The 23105-nt window shown below is 74.0% G+C and carries 17 protein-coding genes; 12 read left to right on the top strand and 5 right to left on the bottom strand.

All coding sequences use genetic code 11. The features are described 5' to 3' along the window. Positions 1-44: 44 nt before the first annotated feature. Positions 45-1064 carry a TAXI family TRAP transporter solute-binding subunit gene (locus tag C2142_RS12550; protein ID WP_148642721.1) on the bottom strand — a complete coding sequence of 340 codons (1020 nt, stop codon included), beginning with the start codon at positions 1062-1064 and terminating at the stop codon, positions 45-47. Between the two features lie 116 nt (positions 1065-1180). Here C2142_RS12550 and miaB point away from each other — a divergent pair, with 116 nt between their 5' ends. Beyond that, a complete protein-coding gene (gene miaB / locus C2142_RS12545) occupies positions 1181-2683 on the top strand; it encodes a tRNA (N6-isopentenyl adenosine(37)-C2)-methylthiotransferase MiaB (RefSeq protein WP_277347253.1) in 1503 nt (500 codons plus the stop codon). 75 nt (positions 2684-2758) lie between these two features. Then, positions 2759-3457, top strand: a complete 699-nt coding sequence (locus C2142_RS12540; RefSeq protein ID WP_148642720.1) for a class III extradiol dioxygenase subunit B-like domain-containing protein — start codon at positions 2759-2761, stop codon at positions 3455-3457. 115 nt (positions 3458-3572) lie between these two features. Here C2142_RS12540 and C2142_RS12535 read toward each other — a convergent pair whose 3' ends face one another. After that, positions 3573-3845: an antitoxin gene (locus tag C2142_RS12535; protein WP_148642719.1), complete on the bottom strand. Its 273-nt coding sequence runs from the start codon at positions 3843-3845 to the stop codon at positions 3573-3575. A gap of 241 nt (positions 3846-4086) precedes the next feature. On the opposite strand from C2142_RS12535, the gene miaA reads away from it, so the two are divergent. The 5 genes from miaA (at position 4087) to hflX (ending at position 11061) form a co-directional block, all read left to right on the top strand. Further along, positions 4087-4998: a tRNA (adenosine(37)-N6)-dimethylallyltransferase MiaA gene (miaA, locus tag C2142_RS12530; protein ID WP_241003178.1), complete on the top strand. Its 912-nt coding sequence runs from the start codon at positions 4087-4089 to the stop codon at positions 4996-4998. 230 nt (positions 4999-5228) lie between these two features. Continuing rightward, positions 5229-5753 carry a hypothetical protein gene (locus C2142_RS12525; RefSeq protein WP_148642717.1) on the top strand — a complete coding sequence of 175 codons (525 nt, stop codon included), beginning with the start codon at positions 5229-5231 and terminating at the stop codon, positions 5751-5753. Between the two features lie 63 nt (positions 5754-5816). Next, the gene (gene dapF / locus C2142_RS12520) at positions 5817-6725 is read left to right on the top strand and encodes a diaminopimelate epimerase (RefSeq protein ID WP_148642716.1); all 909 of its coding nucleotides are present in this window, start codon (positions 5817-5819) and stop codon (positions 6723-6725) included. Positions 6726-7061: 336 nt separating this feature from the next. Further along, positions 7062-9407 carry an HD domain-containing protein gene (locus C2142_RS12515; RefSeq protein WP_148642715.1) on the top strand — a complete coding sequence of 782 codons (2346 nt, stop codon included), beginning with the start codon at positions 7062-7064 and terminating at the stop codon, positions 9405-9407. 145 nt (positions 9408-9552) lie between these two features. Continuing rightward, positions 9553-11061, top strand: coding sequence for a GTPase HflX (gene hflX, locus C2142_RS12510; protein WP_148642714.1), 1509 nt, complete (start codon positions 9553-9555; stop codon positions 11059-11061). A 97-nt stretch (positions 11062-11158) separates the two neighbouring features. On the opposite strand, the gene C2142_RS12505 is transcribed toward hflX, so the two are convergent. Both C2142_RS12505 and C2142_RS12500 read right to left on the bottom strand, forming a co-directional pair. After that, positions 11159-12319, bottom strand: a complete 1161-nt coding sequence (locus C2142_RS12505; RefSeq protein WP_148642713.1) for a hypothetical protein — start codon at positions 12317-12319, stop codon at positions 11159-11161. A gap of 39 nt (positions 12320-12358) precedes the next feature. Further along, positions 12359-13543 (bottom strand): hypothetical protein, encoded by a 1185-nt coding sequence (locus C2142_RS12500; protein WP_153882776.1) that lies wholly within the window; start codon positions 13541-13543, stop codon positions 12359-12361. Positions 13544-13872: 329 nt separating this feature from the next. On the opposite strand from C2142_RS12500, the gene C2142_RS39690 reads away from it, so the two are divergent. The 5 genes from C2142_RS39690 to C2142_RS12480 are packed head-to-tail and all read left to right on the top strand — an operon-like array spanning position 13873 to position 21753. Next, positions 13873-15708, top strand: a complete 1836-nt coding sequence (locus C2142_RS39690; RefSeq protein ID WP_162002461.1) for an IucA/IucC family protein — start codon at positions 13873-13875, stop codon at positions 15706-15708. A gap of 8 nt (positions 15709-15716) precedes the next feature. Continuing rightward, complete coding sequence (locus C2142_RS39685) at positions 15717-16325, top strand: GNAT family N-acetyltransferase (protein ID WP_241003177.1); 609 nt, start codon at positions 15717-15719, stop codon at positions 16323-16325. Positions 16326-16340: 15 nt separating this feature from the next. Beyond that, complete coding sequence (locus C2142_RS12490; protein WP_148642711.1) at positions 16341-17798, top strand: SidA/IucD/PvdA family monooxygenase; 1458 nt, start codon at positions 16341-16343, stop codon at positions 17796-17798. Further along, positions 17776-19602, top strand: a complete 1827-nt coding sequence (locus C2142_RS12485) for an IucA/IucC family siderophore biosynthesis protein (protein WP_241002541.1) — start codon at positions 17776-17778, stop codon at positions 19600-19602. Before C2142_RS12490 ends, C2142_RS12485 begins: the two co-directional genes overlap by 23 nt. A 12-nt stretch (positions 19603-19614) precedes the next feature. After that, positions 19615-21753, top strand: a complete 2139-nt coding sequence (locus tag C2142_RS12480) for an ATP-dependent DNA helicase (protein WP_148642710.1) — start codon at positions 19615-19617, stop codon at positions 21751-21753. A gap of 154 nt (positions 21754-21907) precedes the next feature. On the opposite strand, the gene lexA is transcribed toward C2142_RS12480, so the two are convergent. Further along, positions 21908-22693 carry a transcriptional repressor LexA gene (lexA, locus tag C2142_RS12475; RefSeq protein WP_148644736.1) on the bottom strand — a complete coding sequence of 262 codons (786 nt, stop codon included), beginning with the start codon at positions 22691-22693 and terminating at the stop codon, positions 21908-21910. Between the last annotated feature and the right edge of the window lie 412 nt (positions 22694-23105).

Here is a 23105-nt window from a genome sequence, read left to right as displayed (position 1 = left end):
ATCGGCGCGGGGGGCTTCAGGGATGCGCGGGGGGCTTCAGGGATTCAGGGCTTCACCGAGCGGTAGTAGCGTGCCGCGCCCTCGTGCAGCGGGAGCGGGGTGGTGTAGACGGCGGTGCGCAGGTCGACCAGCTGGGCGGCGTGCACCTCGGAACCGATCTGGTCGCGGCTGTCTATCACCGCCCGGGTCATGCCCTGGACCAGGTCGATGTCCACGTCGTCCCGGGTGATCAGCAGGTTGGGCACGGCCACCGTGGCGACGGCGTCCTCGGGCTGCGCGTTCGGGTAGGTGCCCTTGGGCATGATGGCCGCCCGGTAGGCGTCGGTGCCGCCGCCCTCGACCCGGTGGACGGCCTCGGCGAGGTCGCCGAGCGGCACGATCCTGATGGGGAAGCGTTCGGAGAGGCTGGTGAGCGCGCCGGTCGGCAGCCCGCCGGACCAGAAGAAGGCGTCCAGCCCGCCCTCGCGCAGCTTCTCGGCGGCGTCGCCGACGCCGAGCATGGCCGGCCGGATGTCGTGGTCGGGGTCGAGCCCGGCCGAGGCGAGCAGCCGCCGGGTCACCAGGTTCACCCCGGACAGCTGCTGGCCGACGCCGACCCGCAGGCCCTTCAGGTCGGCCGTCCGGTGCACCGGGGAGGAGGCGGGCACGATCAGCTGGAGGTAGTCGTCGTAGAGCCGGGCGATCGCCCGCAGCCGGTCCTTGCCGGGCCCGGAGTACTGGGCGACGGCGTCGGCGGTGGCGATCGCGAAGTCGTCCTGGCCGCCGGTCACCCGGGCCAGGTTGTCGATCGAGCCCTCCGAGTTGTCCAGTTTCAGCTGCACCCCGGGCATCGCCTTGGCGACATGGGTCTCCAACAGCTGCCCGTACCGGTCGTACACCCCGCCCCGGACGCCGGTCGCGAAGCCCACCGGCCCTCGCGGGTAGTCCGGGGAACGGCCGGCCGAGAGCCACCAGCCGCCGAGGGCCGCCGCCACCAGCACCAGGGCCAGCACAGCCCGCCAGAGCGGGCTGCACAGCGCCGCGCGGAGGGCGGCGCCGGGTCGGGGCGCGGAACTGGGGGCCATGGAGGGATAGTGCCAGGCGCGCGCACCGAACGGGAGTGGCCGACGGGCGGCGGCGGCCGGGACGGGTGGGGACCGGTGGGGGAAAAGCGCTTCGCGGCTGCCCGTACCCTGGTCTGGTGAGCGGTGAGAGCGGATTGAAGAGCTACAAGGTCGTTACCTACGGCTGTCAGATGAACGTCCACGACTCCGAGCGGCTGTCGGGCCTGCTGGAGGACGCCGGATACGTGAAGGCCGGGCAGGACGGCGACCCGGACCTGGTCGTGTTCAACACCTGCGCGGTGCGTGAGAACGCCGACAACAAGCTGTACGGCAACCTCGGGCAGCTCGCGCCGGTCAAGAGCCGCCACAAGGGCATGCAGATCGCCGTCGGCGGCTGCCTGGCCCAGAAGGACCGCGACACCATCGTCACCAAGGCCCCGTGGGTCGACGTGGTGTTCGGCACGCACAACATCGGGCACCTGCCCGCGCTGCTGGAGCGCGCCGCGGTCGAGCGCAAGGCCCAGGTCGAGATCCTGGAGTCGCTGGAGACCTTCCCCTCCACCCTGCCCACCCGCCGCGAGTCCGCGTACGCCGCGTGGGTGGCCATCTCGGTCGGCTGCAACAACACCTGCACCTTCTGCATCGTCCCCGCGCTGCGCGGCAAGGAGGAGGACCGCCGCCCCGGCGACGTCCTCGCCGAGATCGAGGCGCTGGTCGACGAGGGCGTCATCGAGGTCACCCTGCTCGGCCAGAACGTCAACGCCTACGGCTCCGACCTGGGCGACCGCGAGGCCTTCTCCAAGCTGCTGCGCGCCGCCGGGCAGATCGAGGGCCTGGAGCGGATCCGCTTCACCTCGCCGCACCCGCGCGACTTCACCGACGACGTGATCGCCGCGATGGCCGAGACCCCGAACGTGATGCACCAGCTGCACATGCCGCTGCAGTCCGGCTCGGACACCGTGCTCAAGGCGATGCGCCGCTCGTACCGGCAGGAGCGCTTCCTCGGCATCATCCGGAAGGTGCGCGAGGCCATGCCGGACGCGGCCATCTCCACCGACATCATCGTGGGCTTCCCCGGCGAGACCGAGGAGGACTTCGAGCAGACCATGCACACGGTCCGCGAGGCCCGCTTCACCAACGCCTTCACCTTCCAGTACTCCAAGCGCCCGGGCACCCCGGCCGCCGAGATGGAGGACCAGGTGCCGAAGGCGGTCGTGCAGGCCCGCTACGACCGGCTGATCGCGCTCCAGGAGGAGATCTCCTGGGAGGAGAACAAGAAGCAGGTCGGCCGCACCCTGGAGATCCTGGTCGCGGAGGGCGAGGGCAAGAAGGACGACAAGACCGACCGGCTCTCCGGCCGCGCCCCCGACAACCGGCTGGTCCACTTCACACGTCCGTCGGAGCCGGTCCGCCCCGGCGACATGGTCACGGTGGAGATCACCTACGCCGCCCCGCACCACCTGCTGGCCGAGGGCCCGACGCTCGCCGTGCGCCGCACCCGGGCCGGTGACGCCTGGGAGAAGCGCCAGGCCAAGCCCGCCGCCCCCGCCCCGACGGGCGTGATGCTCGGCCTGCCGACCGTGGGCGTCCCGGCGGCGCTGCCCCTGGCGGCCCCGGCAGGCGGCTGCTGCGGCGACTGACCGCTCTGCGCACGGCGGCCCGGCGGGATCCCCGATCCCGCCGGGCCGCTTTCGTTCTTCGTTAGAGTGATCCGCATGCTGGTTGCCGCCGCCGTCTGCCCCTGCCCGCCGCTGCTCGTCCCGGAGGTCGCCGCCGGGGCCGCCGCCGAGCTGGAGCCGCTGCGCGCGGCCTGTGACGAGGCGCTGGCCGCGCTGCTCGCGGCCGGGCCGGAGCTGGTCGTGGTCGTCGGCACCGGGCCCGACGCCGAGGTGTGGACCGAGGGCGGGGCCGGCTCCTTCCACCGCTACGGCGTGCCGCTGGTCGTGAAGCTGCCGGCCGGCCGGGTCGAGGGCCCCGAGCTGGCGCCCTCGCTGACCGTCGGCGCCTGGCTGCTGGAGCGGGCCGGGGCGACCCTGCCGGCGCACGCCTGCTCGGTGCCCGCCGACGCGCCCGCCGACCGGATGCTGGGCCTGGGCCAGGGCCTGGCCCAGCTGGCCGGCCGGGTCGGGCTGCTGGTGATGGGCGACGGCAGCGCCTGCCGCTCGGTGAAGGCGCCGGGCTACCTGGACGAGCGGGCCGAGGGCTTCGACGCGGCGCTCGCCGACGCGCTGGGCTCGGCGGACCTGGACGCGCTGGCGGCCCTGGACGCGGGCCTGGCCGCCGAGCTGAAGGCCGAGGGCCGCGCCCCCTGGCAGGTGCTGGCCGGCGCCGCGCAGGGCGCCGGCCTCACCGCGCGGCTGGGATACCAGGACGCGCCGTACGGGGTCGGGTACGTCGTGGCGTCCTGGAGCTGACCGTCCTGGAGTCGACCGTCCGGGAGCTGACCGTCCCGGAGTCGACCGTCCCGGAGTCGACCGCCCGGGGGCCGGTGCGGGGGTGCCGCCGGGGCCGGCGCCCGGACGGACGGGCTCAGGCCGAAGGGCCCTGACCGCCGGAGGGGGCGCCCGGAGCGGTGCCGTCGCCCGGCTCCTTGGGCTTGTGGGCGAAGTCGTCCACCGCGTCCTTGGCCTTGCTGGCGCCGTGCTCGATCTTCTCGCTGTACTTGCCCTTGGTGGCCTTGTCGATGGCTCCGCCGGCCTTGTCGACCGCATGCTCGATCTGGTCGCTGTGCTTGCCGGCCAGCTCGCTCGCCTTCTCCTTGAGCTCCCCGGCCTTGCCCTTGAGGTTGTCCATCAGGCCCATGGCGTTCTCACCCTTTTCTCTGTCTCCTGCTCAACGTCTCCCGCGGTCGAACCGTTCTCAACTGGGGATACTGCCTGAAACGGTCATATGGTCGCGCAATGGGACCGGCCGGGCGGGGAGGTCTCCGGCGCGGCGGTGGTTTTGCGAGACTGGACCGGTGAGCAGCTCCAGTACCGCCCAGCCCGGTCCCGTCCAGCTCGGTCCCGTCCAGCCCCGCGCCGGCCGTGCCCGGGTCGTCTCCGTGGTGGGCGCGACCGCCGCCGGCAAGTCTGACCTGGCCGTCGCGATCGCCCGCAGCCTCGGCGGCGAGGTGATCAACACCGACTCGATGCAGCTCTACCGGGGCATGGACATCGGCACCGCGAAGCTCACGCCCGACGAGCGCGGCGGCGTCCCGCACCACCTGATGGACGTCTGGGACGTCACCGAGGCCGCCAGCGTCGCCGAGTACCAGCGGCTCGCCCGGGGGGAGATCGACCGGCTGCTCGCGGCCGGCCGCACCCCCGTCCTGGTCGGCGGCTCGGGGCTGTACGTCCGGGCGGCGATCGACGAGATGGAGTTCCCCGGCACCGACCCGGCGGTACGGGCCCGGCTGGAGGCCGAACTCGACCAGGACGGCCCGTTCGCGCTGCACCGGCGGCTGGCGGAGCTGGACCCGGCCGCCGCCGCGGCGATCCTGACCAGCAACGGCCGGCGGATCGTCCGGGCGCTGGAGGTCATCGAGATCACCGGGCAGCCGTTCACCGCCAACCTGCCGGGCAACACCGCCGTCTACGACGCGGTGCAGATCGGCGTCGCCGTACCCCGGCCCGAACTGGACGAGCGGATCACCCTGCGGGTCGACCGGATGTGGGAGGCCGGGCTCCTGGACGAGGTGCGGGAGCTGGAGAAGCTCGGCCTGCGCGAGGGGCGGACGGCCTCCCGGGCGCTCGGTTACCAGCAGGTGCTCGACCACTTCGCCGGCGAGTGCACCGAGGACGAGGCTCGGGCCGAAACCGTCCGCGCCACCAAGCGGTTCGCCCGCCGTCAGGAGTCCTGGTTCCGCCGCGACGGCCGGATCCACTGGCTCTCCCGCCCGGCCGGCGCGGACCCCGCCGAGCTCCTCGCCCGCTCGCTGGAGCTGATCGGCCGTCAGGAACAGGCCGCGCCGTAGGCGGTATCCGGCCATCGCGGCGGTGCACCTGCGCGCGCAGGTGGGCGTGCAGGACGAACCCGCGGTTACGGCCGGATCACGTGATGGCCACGGATCACCCGATGACCCCGGTCCGGCCCGGAAACGCCCCCCTGGACATGCCATCATCGAGGTCATAAGGGTCGGTCCGCGCGGGCCGGCCACGCCCGGCCGCGAGTCCGCACTCGTGTCGATCTGTCAGGGGAGGCCGCGTGTCCACGGGTACCGGCCCCGAAACCGGCCAGAGCGCCAGGCCGATGAGTGGCGGCGCCACCGCACAGGCCGACGACCTCGATGCGTCGACCCTGCCCGACCTGCCCGTGCTGGCCGGCCTCGACGCGCCCACCTCGTACGCGCTCGCGCTGCCCGCGCTGGACACCCGCGCGCCGGCCGGTGCGGTGCACGAGCGGGAGATCCGTCCGCGTCGCCGGCTGCGCTGGTGGCAGACGCTGCCGATCGCGCTGCTGGCCACCGCCGGCTCGCTGATGTTCGCCTTCCCGCTGGCCTTCGGCTCGGCCGGGGCCGGCTCGGCGATGATCGGGATGCTCGGGCTGCTGCTCACCGCCGCCTCGGTCGGCTGGGGCGCGATGGCCGCCCGGCACGCCGGGTACAAGTGGCCGGGCCTGCCGCGCCGTGGCTCCGGTCAGCGGGCCGGGTGGAAGGCGATCGTGATCTACACCCTGATCGCGCTGGCGGCCTGTGCGCTCGCCCTGTGGCGCGTCGTCCACCTGCACTGAGGCCCGGTCCCACCAGGCGGTCCGCCGGGCCTTCCCGGGCGGCGGCTCAGTACCATCGGGAGGGTGAGCGAATCTTCCCCGCAGCCCGCCGGCCTGCCCTTCCTCAAGGGGCACGGCACCGAGAACGACTTCGTCATCGTGCCCGACCCCGATGGCAGGCTGGTGATCGGCCCCGAGGCCGTCGCCGCGCTCTGCGACCGCCGGGCCGGCATCGGCGGCGACGGGGTGCTGCGCGTGGTGCGCTCGGCCGCCGACCCGGCCGCGGCCGCCCTGGCCGACCGGGCCGAGTGGTTCATGGACTACCGCAACTCCGACGGCTCGATCGGCGAGATGTGCGGCAACGGCATCCGGGTCTTCGCCCGCTACCTGGTCGAGGAGGGGCTGGCCAAGCCGGGCGACCTCCCGATCGCCACCCGCGCCGGTCTCCGGACGGTCCGGGTCGCCGAGGACGCCGAGGACGGCACGCCCGGCGAGGTCACCGTCGACATGGGCCACGCGGTGCTGCCGGGGCCGGACGGGATCGAGGTGGCGGTCGGCGAGCGGCGCTGGCCGGCCCGCAACGTGAACATGGGCAACCCGCACGCGGTCGCCTTCGTCGAGAGCCTGGACCACGCCGGCGACCTGCTGCGGGCGCCGCTCACCAGCCCCGAGGGCGTCTACCCGGAGGGCGTCAACGTCGAGTTCGTGGTCGACCGCGGGCCGCGGCACGTCGCGATGCGGGTGCACGAGCGAGGCTCCGGCGAGACCCGCTCCTGCGGCACCGGCGCCTGCGCCGTGGCCGTCGCCGCCGCCCGCCGGGACGGTGCCGACCCGGCCGTCACCGGCGAGGCCGTCAGCTACACCGTGGACGTGCCGGGTGGCCGGCTGCTGATCACCGAGCACCCGGACGGCCGGGTGGAGAAGACCGGGCCGGCGGTGATCGTGGCCCGCGGCGAGCTCGACCCGCAGTGGCTGGCGGCCGTCCTGGGCTGAGTGACCGTCCTGGGCCGGGTGACCGTCGTGAGGTGGGCGGCCGTCGTGGGCTGAGTGACCGTCCTGGGGTGGGCGGCCGTCGTGGGCTGAGTGACCGTCCTGGGGCGGGCGACCGTCCTGGGTCGAGGGGCCGGAGACCGCCCTGTGCCGACCGGCGCGGGCGGTTTGCCCATTTCGTGCAGTGGCGAATCCCCCCGTTCGAGTGATCCGGCTCACGGACGGGAAGCAGGGCGTCGCGGAACGTGCTCTGCTCGGTAGCATGGACCACCGGGTCGATCGCCCCTCGGCGGGATGGCAACGAGGGCTCGCCACCGGTGACCGCTGCCGGAGGTGCCGATGACCATCGAAGCCGGGCCGCCCCTCGCGGGGCAGCCGACGTCCGCACGGCAGGCCGGGCCCAGGCGGCCCCTCGGGGGGCTCGGCCGGGCCGCACTCGGCCGGGCCGGGCGCGCCGCCCTGCTGGCCACCGGCCGCACGCCGGTGCCCGACGCCCTCGAACCGCTCGTCCAGGCCCACCGCCGGCACCACCCGCAGGCCGACCTCGGCCTGCTCGGCCGGGCCTACCGGCTCGCCGAGGCCAGCCACCGCGGGCAGAAGCGCAAGAGCGGCGAGCCGTACATCACCCACCCGCTGGCCGTCACCGTGATCCTGGCCCAACTCGGCGCCGGGACGACCACCTTGGTCGCCTCGCTGCTCCACGACACCGTCGAGGACACCGAGTTGACGCTGGCCCAGGTCGGCGAGGAGTTCGGGCCCGAAGTCGCCTACCTGGTCGACGGGGTGACGAAGCTGGAGAAGGTGGACTTCGGCGCCGCCGCCGAGGCCGAGACCTTCCGCAAGATGCTGGTCGCGACCGGGGACGACGTCCGGGTCATGGTGATCAAGCTCGCCGACCGGCTGCACAACATGCGCACCATCCGGCACATGCGGCCCGCCAGCCAGGTCCGGATCGCCAAGGTCACCCGGGACGTGCTGATCCCGCTGGCCGAGCGGCTCGGCATCCAGGTGCTCAAGGCGGAGCTGGAGGACATCGTCTTCGCCACCCTCCACCCGGAGGAGTACGCCCGCACCCGCGCCCTGCAGGCCGGCCACGAGGCCGAACCGGACGCCCTGCTCGAACCCTTCGCCCGGACGCTGGCCCGCCAGCTCACCGAGGCCGGGGTCGCCGCCGAGGTCGCCGTCCGCCCCCGGCACTGCGTCTCGCTGCACCGGGTGCTGCTCAAGCGGGCCGCCGCACCGGGCCCGGACGGGCGGCCGCAGGGGCCGCAGCCCGCCGACTTCGGGCGGCTGCTGGTGGTGGTCGAGGAGAACGCGGACTGCTACGCCGTCCTCGGCGAGCTGCACACCTGCTGGACCCCGCTGCCCGGCGAGTTCAAGGACTTCGTGGCCGCCCCCAAGTTCAACCTGTACCAGTCGCTGCACACCGCGGTGGCGTTGGAGGGCGGCGCCGTGGTCGAGGTGCTGGTCCGCACCCGGCGGATGCACGAGGTCGCGGAGACCGGCGTGGTCGCCCTGGGCGACCCCCGTCAGCCCTGGGCGAGCGGCGCCGACCAGGGCGGGGACGAGCTCGACCGCACCGACCCGGCCCGGCCCGGCTGGCTCAGCCGGCTGCTGGAGTGGCAGCAGGAGACACCCGATCCGGACGCCTTCTGGTCCGCGCTCACCGCCGACCTGGCCGGGGACCGGGAGATCACCGTCGTCACCGAGAGCGGCGAAACGCTTCAGCTGCGGGCCGGCGCCAGCTGCGTGGACGCCGCCTACCTGCTCGGCGAGGAGACCGGCCACCGATGTATCGGCGCCCGGGTCAACGGCCGGCTCGCCGCGCTCTCCACCGTCCTCCGGGACGGCGACCAGGTGGCGATCCTCACCGAGCAGGGCGATCCGGCGGCCCGCCCCTCCGGCCCGGCCCCGGAGTGGCTGGCGCACGCCCGGACCCCGGGCGCCCGGCTGGCCATCGAGCGGTGGCTGGCCGACCACCCGGCGCGGGTACCGGTTGTCCGCACCGGCCCCTCGGCCGGCCAGCCGGCGCCGCCCGCGCACCGGACCACCGAGCGCGGTGCCGCCCCGGTGGCGGTGACCGGCCGGCCCGGTGCGCCGGTCCGGCTGGCCCGCTGCTGCACCCCGGTGCCGCCGGACGAGGTCAGCGGCTTCGCGATCCGCGGCGGCGCGGTCGCGGTGCACCGCACCGGCTGCCCGGCGGGGGAGCGGATGCGGGCGGACGGCCGCGGCGTGCTGGAGATCCACTGGCAGCCGGACGGCGCGCCGCCGTCCGGCTACCGGGCCACGCTGCGGGCCGAGGCGCTCAACCGGCCCCGGCTGCTGGCCGACCTCACCGCGGCGATCTCGGGGGAGGGCGTCGGGATCGTCTCGGCCGAGGTCGAGCCGCCGCAGGAGCTGCGGGTGCGGCACACCTACACCGTCGAGCTGCCCGAGCCGGGCGCGCTGACCGCGGTGATGCGGGCGATGCTGCGGGTCTCCGGGGTGTACGACGTGAGCCGTCCGCACGCCCCGGAGGGCGGCGGCACCACCCGCCCCCCGGCGGGGGAGGGCGAACCGATGGGGGAGGCGGAACCGCGGGGCGGCCCCGTGTCCGGCGCGGTAAATGGGGATGACCCGTCCGCACCGGGCGTGCGACCATCATGGGGAATTCACGGCCGGTCTGCGGCGTTCACCGGGCACTGAGAGAATTGCCTGAGTGGGGCCGCGGTCCCGAGGGGTGGCTCGCATCTCGCCCGAGCGGTAGACGGGGCGGCAGCTGGGCACACTCCGGGTGTGACCGTCGGTACGGTCGCACCACAGGCCCCATACCAGCGAGCCAAAGGACAGAATGACCTCCACGTTCGACACCCGCGACCACGCCGACGCCCCGCGCCGCCTCGACGGTCTGCGGGCGGAAGCCCTCATGGACGAGGACCTCGCGGCCATCGACGAGGACCTCGGCCACCACTACGACGGCGACCAGTACGACCGCAGCGAGCGTGCAGCCCTGCGCCGCGTCGCCGGCCTCTCCACCGAACTCGAAGACGTCACCGAGGTCGAGTACCGCCAGCTCCGCCTGGAGCGCGTGGTGCTCGTCGGCGTCTGGACCGACGGCACGCTGGAGGAGGCGGAGAACTCGATGGCGGAGCTCGCCGCGCTCGCCGAGACGGCCGGCTCCCAGGTGCTGGACGGCGTCATCCAGCGCCGTGACAAGCCCGACGCCGCCACCTACATCGGCTCCGGCAAGGCGAAGGAGCTGCGCGACATCGTCGCGGCCACCGGCGCCGACACCGTGGTCTGCGACGGTGAGCTCACCCCGGGCCAGCTGATCCACCTGGAGGACGTGGTCAAGGTCAAGGTCGTCGACCGGACGGCCCTGATCCTGGACATCTTCGCCCAGCACGCCAAGTCCCGTGAGGGCAAGGCGCAGGTCTCGCTCGCGCAGATGCAGTACATGCTGCCGCGGCTGCGAGGCTGGGGTCAGTCGCTCTCCCGGCAGATGGGTGGTGGTGGCTCCGGCTCGTCCGGCGGCGGTATGGCCACCCGTGGCCCCGGTGAGACCAAGATCGAGACCGACCGGCGCCGCATCCGCGAGAAGATGGCGAAGCTCCGCAAGGAGATCGCCGAGATGAAGAAGGGCCGCGACACCAAGCGCCAGGAGCGCAAGCGCCACCAGGTGCCGTCCGTGGCCATCGCCGGCTACACCAACGCCGGCAAGTCCTCGCTGCTCAACCGGCTCACCGGTGCGGGCGTCCTGGTGGAGAACGCGCTGTTCGCCACCCTGGACCCGACCGTGCGCCGGGCGCAGACCCCGAGTGGCCGGCTCTACACGCTGGCCGACACCGTCGGCTTCGTCCGGCACCTGCCGCACCACCTGGTCGAGGCCTTCCGCTCCACCATGGAGGAGGTCGCCGACGCCGACCTCATCCTGCACGTGGTGGACGGTTCGCACCCCGAGCCGGAGACGCAGCTGGCCGCCGTCCGCGAGGTCATCGTCTCGGTCGAGGCGCAGAACGTGCCCGAGATCGTCGTGATCAACAAGGCCGACGCGGCCGACCCGCACGTGCTCCAGCGCCTGCTGCGCCGCGAGCCGCACGCCATCGTGGTGTCGGCCCGCACCGGGCTCGGCATGAAGGAGCTGCTGCAGCTCATCGACGACGAGCTGCCGCGGCCCGCGATCGAGGTCCAGGTTCTGGTGCCGTACACCCAGGGCGCCCTGGTCTCCCGGGTGCACGCCGAGGGTGAACTGATCTCCACCGAGCACACCGCGGAGGGCACGCTGCTGCGCGCCAAGGTGAAGGCCGAGCTGGCCGCCGAGCTGGAGGCCTTCTCGGTCGCGCTGACCTCGCGGGGCTGAGGCCCCGCAGGTCCGGCGATCACACCGACGCCCGCGGCAACGCCGACGGCCCCGGTCTCCGTGCAGGAGACCGGGGCCGTCGGCGTTGCCGCGGGCGCTACTTCGCGTTCTTGGAGAAGTACTCGAAGGCCTGCCGCGCCTGGTCCTGGAGCGAGGGCCCGGCCATGTACTCGGACGGGTTGCGGTTCCCGATCGAGTTGACGCTGATCAGGTTCGGCTTGCCGTCCTTGGTGATGAACCAGCCGCCGCCGCTGGAGCCGCCGGTCATGGTGCAGCCGATGACGTACATCGGCGGGCGGGCCGGGTCGAAGGAGAGCCTGGCCGGCCGGATCGCCGAGTCGCAGTGGTTGAGCTCCATGCCGTCGAACGGCCGCTCGGCGGGGTAGCCGTAGGAGAAGGCCGAGGTGATCTGGTCGCGCGGGGCGTTGAACCAGACCGGGACCGAGCTGCCGACCGTCTCCTCCAGCGATTTGCCGGAGCCGTTCTCGTTGCGGACCCGGATGATCCCGTAGTCGAACTGGGCGTTGGCGCCGACGCCGTCCTCCTTCACCCAGGTCGGCGAGACCAGCGCGCGCACCGCCGTCCACCGCCCGTACGGGGAGACCTGCTGCTCGCTGTACGGCTTGCCCCGGCCGGCCTGGCCGTCCCGGTTGTAGCCGGGGACGAAGGTGATGTCCTTCAGCCAGGAGCCGCCCTTGCCGTCGTGCAGGCAGTGTGCGGCGGTGTAGACGAGGTTGCTCCGTCCCGGGTTGGCCGGGTCGGAGACCACCGTGCCGGAGCACATCGAGTCGCCCTCGGGCGTGGTCATGAAGATCTTGCCGACCACGGCCGTCGCCGGGCTGTACGGGTGCGGCTGCGGCTTGGCCGCGATGGCGGCCGGCGGGGCGTCCCGCTCGACCGTGCTGCCGGCCGTCTTGTGCGAATACTCCGGGGTGGCCCGGCCCTTGGCGTTCTCCATCTTGGCGATCGACCAGAAGCCCTGGGCGACCTCGTTGACGAAGGCGTTGTCGCCGAGGAACCTCGCCCAGTCGTCGAGCTTCCAGTTGGCCAGGTCCTGGAGGCTGCCGGGCAGGGTGACGCCCGGCTTGCCGGGCGCGGTGGTGGCGGCCGCGGCGGTCGTGGCCGTGGTGGCCGCGGCGTCGGCGCTGCCCGCGTTGTCCGGCCCGCAGGCGGTCGCGGTGAGGACGAGCGCGGCCAGCACGGCGGCTCCGGCCGTCGCGGCCCGGCGGCCGGGCCCGGCCGCGGTGATGCGTGGCATGGTGAACTGTCCCCCGTCGGTCGGTTCCTGCGCGGCCGGCTACTTCGGCTTGCGGGAGATGTAGTCCAGGGCCTGCTTGGCGACCGTCTCCAGATACGGGCCGCTCAGCGAGGTGTGGTCCTGGGTGCCGATGGAGGTATTGCTGACCAGGGCGAGCTTGCCGTCCGGCATCGGGGCGAACCAGCCGCCGCCGCTGGAGCCCTGCGTCATGGTGCAGCCGATGGTGTGCATCGACGGGCGCTTGGGGTCGAAGGAGAGCCGGACCGGCTTGCCCCCGTCGCACTTGTACAGCTCCTGCCCGTCGAAGGGCTTGTAGAGCGGGTAGCCGACGGCCGAGACCTTCAGCTGGTCGCGCGGGGCGTCGAACCAGACCGGGACGGCCGCGCCGACCGTCTCCTCCAGCGACTTGCCGGTGTCGTTCTGGTTCTGCACCCGCATGACCGCGAAGTCGTACTGGCTGGCGGCGTCACCGGTGCCGCCGCCCTCGACCGTCCACTGCGGCGAGGTCACGACGTCCTTGGCCCACCAGGTGCCGAGCGGCGCCAGCTCCGCCAGCGGGGCCTTCTTGCCGCCGCTGGAGGCACCGGAGTTGTTGTAGGCGGGGACGAAGACGAGGTCCTTGTAGAAGTTGCCGCCCTTGCCCGGGTGCACGCAGTGCCCGGCCGTCCAGACCAGGTTGCTCTTGCCGGGGTGCGCCGGGTCGGCGATCACGGTGGCCGAGCAGTTGCCGCGGCCGCCGTCAGCGGAGAAGAAGACCTTCCCGGAGGGCTGCTTGGTGTACGGGCGGGCCACCGGCGTCGCCTTGACCACCGGCGGCTCGGGGTCGGTGACCCCGGCGTCGCCGGCGGGCTTGGCGGTGGGCGGCGCCGGATCGGCGGGCTTGGAGTCGCCCATCTTGTCCGGGTTCCAGAAGTCCTTGACGACGGGGTTGTTGAAGACGTGCTTGGACGCCCAGTTGTCCCAGTCCTCGAACTTCCACTTCTTCAGGTCGTCCCAGCTCTTCGGCAGGCCCTCCAGCAGACTGGTCGGGATGCCGGTCGGCAGGGTGAGGCCGCCGATCACGCCGCCGCCCCCCGCGGCGGAGGCGGTGGCGGCGGCCGGGGACGGCGGTGGTGCGGCGGTGCCCCCGTCGCCGGCGGGGCCGTCCGGGCCGCAGGCGCTCACGGCGAACAGGGTTCCGGCGGCAAGGGCCGCGGCCACGGCTGACCGGTGGATCGATGGCATGGTGTTCGCTTCCCCCTGGATGGTCTGTTGCGGCGGCTCGCCGCCCTGGAGTCTGCCACTGGCGACCAGGACGGCACCGGCCGACCCCCGGGTTCCGGAACTGACCCGAGGTCACCGATCTGTGACGAACCCCCGGTCGGCTCGTTGCCACAGCAGGGCCTCCCACCTCAGGGGTGAACAATCCCCGCTGTTCACCCGGACGAGTGAGCCGTCCTTGTGATCACCCGTCAGGGATAGGTAACCCTTACCTGACGCGACGGTGCGAGCGCCCGCCAGACCCTCTCCACCACCCGCGCGCGTCCGCACCCCACGCGCCCCAAGGAGCAGCCTTGAGCACCGCCCTCACCGGAGCCCCGCCCCACAGCCCGGCGCGCCGCCCGGCCCCGGCCCGTCCCGCCGCGGCCGGTGCGGGGCAGCCCGACCCGCTGCTGCACCCGGACCCGGCCGTCGCCGCCGAACAGGCCGCCCTGGAAGCCCTGCTCCGGTGCTGGGCCAGGGAGACCGGCGCCACGCCCGGCCCCGACGGCCGGCTGCGGATCGCCGTCCTCGGCGGCGCCGCCCGGCTCTGCGCCCCGGTCCGCTACTGGTCGCCCGCCGGCTGGCACCGCTTCGGCCCGGCCACCCTCTCGGCCGGCGGGGCCGCCGCACCGGGGGACCCCTGCGACGCCCCGGTGGACGCCGTCACCGCCGCCGCGCTGCTCGCCGCCGCGGCCGCCGCCCGCCCCGACCCCGGCCAGGTCGCCGACCTCGCGGCCCGGGTCGCCGACTCCGTCGTCCGCACCGCGGACATCCTCGCCCACCGCCGGATCGCCGCCGCCCCCGGCGGGCCGGAGGGCTCCCACTTCCTCGCCACCGAGCAGTCCCTGCTCCTCGGCCACCCGCTGCACCCCACCCCCAAGAGCCGCGACGGCCTCGGTCCCGCGCAGAGCGCCGCCTACTCCCCGGAGCTGCACGGCTCGTTCCAGCTGCACTGGTACGCCGTCGACCGCGAACTCCTCGCCGCCGGCTCCGCGCTGACCGAGAGCGCGGACCGGATCACCGCCCAACTCCTCGGCGACCGCGCCCCGCTGCCGCCCGGCACCGCCGCCCTGCCGCTGCACCCCTGGCAGGCCCGCGAGCTGGCGCTGCGCCCGGCCGTCGCCGCCCTGCTCGCCGACGGCCTGCTGCACGACCTCGGCCCGGCCGGCGCGCCCTGGTACCCCACCTCCTCGGTGCGCACCGTCTACCGGCCCGGCACACCCTGGATGCTGAAGCTCTCGCTCGGCCTGCGGATCACCAACTCCCGCCGGGAGAACCTCCGCAAGGAGCTGCACCGCGGCCTGGAGATGCACCGGCTGCTGGAGAGCGGACTGGCCGCCGAGTGGCGGGCCGCCCACGCCGGCTTCGACATCGTCCGCGACCCCGCGTGGATCGGCGTCGACCACCCCGCCCTCGGTGACCCGGGCGGCCTGGACACCGTGCTCCGCGCCCAGCCCTTCGCCCCCGGCGAGCGCGCGCTCTGCGTGGCCGGGCTGGTCGCCGAACAGCCGCTCGGCACCGGCGACACCGTGCCGTCCCGGCTCGGCGACACGCTGCGCGCCCTCGCCCTCCGCTGCGGCCGCCCGCTCACCACCGTGGCCGCCGAATGGTTCCTGCGCTACCTGGACGCCGTCGTCCTACCCGTCCTCTGGCTCGACGGGCAGGCCGGCATCGCGCTGGAGGCGCACCAGCAGAACAGCCTCGTCCTGCTCGACGCCGAGGGCTGGCCGGTCGGCGGGCGCTACCGCGACAACCAGGGCTTCTACTACCGGCAGAGCGCCGCCGAACGGCTCACCGGCCGGTTGCCCGGACTCGGCGCGCAGAGCGACACCTTCCTCGCCGACGACGTGATCGACCACCACTTCGCCTACTACCTCGGCATCAACCACGTCCTCGGCCTGATCGGCGCCCTCGGCTCCCAGCGGCTGGCCGACGAGGCGGTGCTGCTGGCCGCGCTGCGCGGCTTCCTCGCCGGCCCCCGGGTCGCGGCCACCGGCTCCACGCTGCCCGCCCTGCTGCTGGACGCCACCACCCTGCCCTGCAAGGCCAACCTGCTCACCCGGATCAACGGCATGGACGAACTGGTCGGGCCGGTCGCCAACCAGTCCGTCTACGTCGACATCCCCAACCCGGTGGCAGGCGCGTGACCCCCGCCGTGAGCCTGGCCGGCTCCGTCCCCGGCTGGGGCGCCATGCCCACCGCAGCCGGGGAGTTCCGGCTGCGCCCGGTCCGGCTGCCGGCCGACCTGGACCTGCTCGCCGGGTGGATGAACGACCCGGACGTCGCCGCCTTCTGGGACCTCGCCGGCCCTCCCGCCACCACCGGGAGGCACGTCCGGGCCCAACTCGACGGCGACGGCCGCAGCGCGCCCTGCCTCGGACTGCTCGACGGCACCCCGATGAGCTACTGGGAGATCTACCGCGCCGACCTCGACCCGCTCGCCGGGCACTACCCCGCCCGGCCCGACGACACCGGCGTCCACCTGCTGCTCGGCCCCGCCGACCGCCGCGGACGGGGCCTCGGCGCCACCCTGCTCGCCGCGCTCGCCGAACGCATCCTGCGGGAACGGCCGCGCTGCGAGCGGGTGGTGGCCGAGCCCGACGTCCGGAACCGGCGCTCCGTCCGGGCCTTCGAACGGGCCGGGTTCCGGGCGACGGCCGAAATCGACCTGCCGGACAAACGGGCCGCCCTGATGGTCCGCGACCGCGTACCGCCCCGCCCCGCCGCGAACCCCGCCGTGCCCGCCCCCTCCGACCCCGCCTAGGACACCGCCCACCCCATGGACACCCCAGCACCCCAGCCCGCGCCGTACGACCTGCTCGGGGTCGGCATCGGCCCGTTCAACCTCTCGCTCGCCGCGCTCGCCGAGCCCGTCCCGGGCCTGCGCACGCTCTTCTGCGACCAGCGCCCGGAGTTCCGCTGGCACCCCGGGATGCTGGTCGACGGGGCCCGGATGCAGGTGCCCTTCCTCGCCGACCTGGTCTCGCTGGTCGACCCGACCAACCGCTGGTCCTTCCTCAACTACCTGCGCGAACAGGACCGGCTCTTCCCGTTCTACTTCGCCGAGCGCTTCCAACTGCCCCGCCGGGAGTACGACCACTACTGCCGCTGGGCGGCGGAGCGGCTCACCAACTGCCGGTTTGCCACCGTGGTCACCGCCCTGCACTGGGAGGGCGGGCACGGCACGGGCGGGCACGGCACCGGCGGGCACTGGGAGGGCGGGTTCTACCGGGCCGAACTGCTGGACGCCGTCACCGGGCGGCGCGAGGAGGTCCGCGCCCGCAACGTCGCGCTCGGCGTCGGCACCCGGCCCGTCCTCCCCGAGGTCTTCGCCGGCCTGGCCGGCCACCCGCGGGCCTTCCACTCCGCCGACTACCTGGACCGCCGCTGCGCCCTGAACGGCGCCCGCGACATCACCGTCGTCGGCAGCGGGCAGTCCGGCGCCGAGGTCTTCCTCGACCTGCTGCGGCGCCACGCCGACGACGGCGTCCGGCTGCGCTGGCTCACCCGGAGCAGGGCCCTCGCCCCCATGGAGTACTCCAAGCTCGGCCTGGAGCACTTCACCCCCGACTACACCCGCTACTTCCACAGCCTCCCCGAGCCGGTCCGCGACCACCTCGTCGAGGCCCAGTGGCAGCTGCACAAGGCCGCCAGCGCCGAGACCCTCGCCGAGATCCACGACCACCTGTACGAGCGGACCATCGGCCGCCCGATCGACGCCGACCCGGTCGAGATCACCCCCGGCACCGCCGTCACCGACGCCCGGCCCGGCCCCTGCGGCGGGCTCGAACTCCGCTGCCGGCACACCGACTCCGGGGCCGGGCACGTGCTGCGCACCGACGCCGTGGTGCTCGCCACCGGCTACCGGGCCGCCCGCCCGGTCGCCCTGGAGCCGCTCGCCGGGCTGATCGACTGGGACGGCGCCGGGCGCTACCGGGTCGACCTCGACCACCGCGTCGCGACCAGGCCCGAGCTCACCGGCGGGCTGTACGTGCAGAACGCCGAACTCCACACCCACGGCGTCGGCACCCCCGACCTGGGCCTCGGCGCCCACCGGGCCGCCGTGATCCTCAACGCCGTCACCGGCCGGACCGTCCACCGACTGCCCGCCCGCACCGCCTGGACCGGATTCGCCCCGCCGGAGCCGGCCGCCGCCACCACCCCGCCCACCGGCCCCGCCGCCACCACCGTCCCTCGCCCCCAGGAGCTCTCCCGTGCCGCAACCGCCGGCCGCTGAACCGTCGCTCTACCTGCCCCCGCAGCTCACCGCCGGGCACTGGCAGCGGGCCGGCCGCGCGCTGCTGGCCAAGATGCTCGGCGAGTTCGCCTACGAGGAGCTGATCGCCCCGGTCGCCGGCGCCGCCGACGGCGAGTACCTGCTCCTGCTGCCCGAGGCCGAGTACCGCTTCACCGCCCGCCGCGGCGCCTACGGCAGCTGGCAGGTCGACGAGGACTCCGTGCACTGCTCCCGGCCGGACGGCCTCGACCCGCTGCGCTTCCTCCCCTACGCCCGGCACACCCTCGGCCTGCGCGGCGAGACCACCGGCCACCTGGTGCGCGAGCTGACCGCCACCCTGCTCTCGGACGCCCACCAGCTCGCCACCGCGCTCACCGCCGCCGAACTGGCCGACCTCGGCCACACCGAACTGGAGGGGCGGCAGGGCGGCCACCCGTGGATCGTCCCCAACAAGGGCCGGATCGGCTTCTCCGCCTCCGACGCCGCCCGCTGGACCCCGGAGGCGCGCACCCCGCTGCCGCTGCCCTGGATCGCCGTCCACCGCCGGCTCGCCCAGTACCGCGGCGTCCCCGGCCTCGCCGAGCCCGGGCAGCTGTACGCCCGCGAGCTCGACGACCCGGCGGCCCTGCGCGCCGCCCTCGGCCCGGACACCGACGACTACCTGCTGCTGCCCGTCCACCCCTGGCAGTGGGACGAGACCGTCGTCCCGCTGTTCGCGCCGTGGATCGCGTCCGGCGAGATCGTCCCGCTGCCCTCCGACGGCGACCTGCGGCTGCCCCAGCAGTCCATCCGCTCCTTCTTCAACCAGAGCCGCCCCGACCGCTGCACGGTCAAACTGCCGCTCGCCATCCTCAACACCCTGGTCTGGCGCGGCCTCCCGACCGAGCGCACGCTCGCCGCCCCCGCCGTCACCGCCTGGATCCACGGCCTCCGGGACGCCGACCCGTTCCTGCGCGACGAGTGCCGGGTGGTGCTGCTCGGCGAGATCGCCTCCGTCACCGTCGACCACCCGCTCTACCGCGAGCTGCCCGAGGCCCCCTACCAGTACAAGGAGCTCCTGGGCGCGATCTGGCGCGAACCGCTCGGCCCCGCCCTGGACGCCGGCGAACGCGGACGCACCCTGGCCGCCCTGCTGCAGACCGGCGCCGACGGCCGGTCGCTGGCCGCCGAACTGATCACCCGCTCCGGCCTCACCCCCACCGCCTGGACGGCCCGGCTGTTCGCCGCCATGCTGCCGCCGCTGCTCCACTTCCTCTACCGCTACGGCCTGGTCTTCTCCCCGCACGGCGAGAACGCCATCCTGGTCTTCGACTCCTCCGAGGCCCCCGCCCGGCTGGCGGTCAAGGACTTCGTCGACGACGTCAACCTCAGCGACCAGGACCTGCCCGAGCTGCGCGGGCTGCCCGCCGACGTGGCCGGGGTACTGCTGCGGGAGGACCCGCAGGGCCTCTGCCAGTTCCTCCACTCCGGCCTCTTCATCGGCGTCTTCCGCTACCTCGCCCCGCTGCTGGAGGCGCAGACCGGCCTGCCCGAGGCCGAGTTCTGGGCGCTGCTGCGGGCCGAGGTCCTCCGCTACCAGGAGCGCTTCCCCGGGCTGAAGGAGCGGTTCGCGGTCTTCGACCTGTTCCGCCCCCGGATCGACCGGCTTTGCCTCAACCGCAACCGGCTGCTCCTCGACGGCTACCGCGACCGCCCGAACCGCCCGCACGCGGCCCGGCACGGCACCGTCCCGAACGCCCTCACCCCGGAGGGGACAGCCGGGCTCCCCGGGCAACGCGACCGGATTGTCACCCCCGCCCCGTAGGGTGGGAGGGTCATGACGAACGACTCCGAATCCCAGCTCCCCGCCGACGCCGCCGAGGAAGCCGCCGACGATTCGGCCGCCGCCGACGCCGCCGAGGCAGCCGTCCCGCGGGTCCGACTCCCCGAGCTGCTGCACGCCGCGGTGGCGGCCGTCGGCGGTGTCGAGCGCCCCGGCCAGGTCCGGATGGCCGAGGCCGTCGCCGACGCCGTCGACCACGGCGAGCACCTCCTGGTGCAGGCCGGCACCGGCACCGGAAAGTCCCTGGCCTACCTGGTGCCGGCCCTCGCCCACGGGGACCGCGTGGTGGTCGCCACCGCCACCCTGGCGCTCCAGCGCCAGCTGGTCGAGCGGGACTTGCCGCGCACGGTGGAGGCACTGCACCCGGTGCTGCGCCGCCGCCCGCTGTTCGCGATGCTCAAGGGCCGCTCCAACTACCTCTGCCTGCACCGGGCCAACGAGGGCACCCCGAGCGAGGAGGGCGAGGGCCTGTTCGACCCGGTGGACGCGCTCGGCGGCCCCACCGGCAAGCTCGGGAAGGACGTGCTGCGGCTGCGCGACTGGGCCGACGAGACCGAGACCGGTGACCGGGACGACCTCAGCCCCGGCGTCTCGGACAAGGCCTGGGCCCAGCTCTCGGTGACCTCCAAGGAGTGCCTGGGGGCCACCCGCTGCGCGTACGGTCAGGAGTGCTTCGCCGAGAAGGCGCGCGAACGGGCCAAGCTGGCGGACGTCGTGGTCACCAACCACGCGATGCTGGCGATCGACGCCATCGAGGGTGCGCCGGTGCTGCCGGAGCACGGGCTGCTGATCGTCGACGAGGCGCACGAGCTGGTCAACCGGGTCACCGGCGCGGCCACCGCCGAGCTGACCGTCGGCGCGGTCAACCGGGCCGTGAAGCGGGCCGCCCGGCTCGCCAACGAGAAGGCCGTGGACGCCCTCCAGGGTGCGGCGGAGAACTACCACGGCCTGATGGAGACCGCGCAGCCCGGCCGGGTCGAGGAACTGCCCGAGTACCTGGCGTACGCGGTCACCGCGATCCGTGACGCCAGCCGGCAGGTGATCACCTCGCTCGGCGAGACCAGGGACAAGGCGCTCAGCGACGAGGACGCGGTGCGCAAGCAGGCGATGGCCTCGGCGGAGGCGCTGCACGAGACGGCCGAGCGGCTGCTCGCCGACTCCGAGTACGACGTGGTCTGGATCGAGCGCAGCGACCGGTACGGGCTGGGCACCGCCTCGCTGCGGGTCGCCCCGCTGAGCGTCTCCGGGCTGCTGCGCGAGGGCCTGTACAAGGAGCGGTCGGTGGTGCTCACCTCGGCCACCCTCAAGCTCGGCGGGGACTTCAACGGCGTGGCCGCCTCGGTCGGCCTGCCCTCGGAGGCCCGGCTGCCGGACGTGCGCGGGCCGGGGGACACCCCGGCGGCCGGTGCGGACTTCGGCGACGAGCCGGTGCCGCACTGGCGGGGCATCGACGTCGGCTCGCCGTTCAAGTACCCCAAGCAGGGCATCCTCTACGTCGCCAGGCACCTGGCCGACCCGGGCCGGGACCCGGAGCGCCCCGACATGCTCGACGAGCTGGCGGAGCTGATCGGCGCGGCCGGCGGGCGGACGCTCGGGCTGTTCTCCTCGATGCGCGGCGCCCAGGCGGCCGCCGAGGCGATGCGCGGGCGGCTGGACAACCGGATCCTGCTCCAGGGCGAGGACACCCTGGGCGAGCTGATCCGGGAGTTCGCCTCGGACGCCACCACCTGCCTGTTCGGCACGCTCTCGCTCTGGCAGGGCGTGGACGTGCCCGGATCGGCCTGCCAGCTGGTGGTGATGGACCGGATCCCGTTCCCGCGGCCGGACGACCCGCTGATGAGCGCCCGGCAGAAGGACGTCGAACAGCGCGGCGGCAACGGCTTCATGGCGGTGGCGGCCACCCATGCGGCGCTGCTGATGGCGCAGGGGGCGGGCCGCCTGGTGCGCGCGGCGGACGACCGGGGCGTGGTGGCGGTGCTGGACCCGCGGGTCGAGACCAAGCGGTACGGCGGCTTCTTCCGGTCCTCGATGCCGGAGTTCTGGTACACCACGGACCGCAACCAGGTGCGGCGGTCGCTGGCGGCGATCGACGCCTCCGCGGCGCCGGTCCGGCCGGTGGTCAAGAAGGGCTGAGCGGACCGGAAGAGGGGCGGCGTGCTCCGGCAGGAGGGCTGAGCGCCCCGGACGGGCTGAGCGCCTCGACGGGCCGCGCGCCCCCGGCAGACGCCGGAGGGGCTCCCCGCACTCCGCGGTGGAGCCCCTTCCCGGTGCGTGCCGTGGTGGACGCTCAGAGGCGGCGCAGGACGGCGACGACCTTGCCCAGGATGGTCGCGTTGTCGCCGTTGATCGGCTCGTAGGCGGGGTTGTGCGGCATCAGCCAGATCCGGCCGTCCTCGCGCTTGAGGCGCTTGACGGTGGCCTCGCCGTCGATCATCGCGGCCACGATGTCGCCGTTCTCGGCGACCGGCTGGCGGCGGACGGTGACCCAGTCGCCGTCGCAGATGGCTGCCTCGATCATCGAGTCGCCGCGCACGGTGAGCGCGAAGAGCTCGCCCTCGCCGACCAGCTGGCGCGGCAGCGGGAAGACGTCCTCGACCGTCTGCTCGGCCAGGATCGGACCGCCCGCGGCGATCCGGCCGACGAGCGGCACGTACGAGGTGGACGGGCGCCCGGCCGTCTCGGCGGTGTTGGGGCGGGCCACCTCGACGCCGCGGACCTCGTAGGCGCGCGGGCGGTGCGGATCGCGGCGGAGGAACCCCTTGCGCTCCAGGGCCATCAGCTGGTGGGCGACCGAGGAGGTGCTGGACAGGCCGACGGCCTGGCCGATCTCGCGCATGGACGGCGGGTAGCCGCGGCGCTGGACGGAGTCCCGGATGACCTCGATCACGCGGCGCTGGCGTTCCGTCAGCCCGGCCTCGTCGGTGCGGATGCCGGGGGGGCGCCCCGGCATCGAGCGCGCGGGGGCGGGGTGGGAGTCGTCCAGCGCGGGGGAGTGTTCGATCGGCTGGTCGGGAACGCGGCCCGGGTGGGAAATGGCCGCGCCCGAGAGTCGGTGTTCTTCGCTACGGTCCATGCTGACGTCCACACTCTGCTGATTCGTGGTGCGCTGCCCCACCTTGAGCTGGGAGTGTTCCTGCACCGGGATGGTGTTGCTTTCGATCGTGTTCACGGCGGCCCCTCTCGACGGCTGTCCTCTCCCTTTTCCAGCCCAACGGCACCTCCTATCGAAAGGTTGCGCCAAACACACGTTCGAGTGAATTATTCGGGAGTTGGCTGACTCGATCAAGGCTTTGTTGTACATCGATTAAATGTTCGACTCAAAGTCGGTTCCGGCAGTCTAATCCGCACCGACACGCCAGGGGTGTCGCCTCCCCCGAAGACCTACATGTAGTGGCTACAGTCCTCACCGTGCCCAGTGGTAGTGGTCACGTCGCATGATCGGCTTGGCGGGGCCGGGGCGTCTTCGCATAGACTCGACCAAGTCC

It is taken from the genome of Streptomyces sp. CB01881 (assembly GCF_002953255.1).
In the GTDB taxonomy this organism is placed as follows: Bacteria; Actinomycetota; Actinomycetes; order Streptomycetales; family Streptomycetaceae; genus Kitasatospora.
The sequence above is the reverse complement of the archived record's forward strand: the minus strand, read 5'-3'. Positions and strand labels throughout refer to the sequence as shown.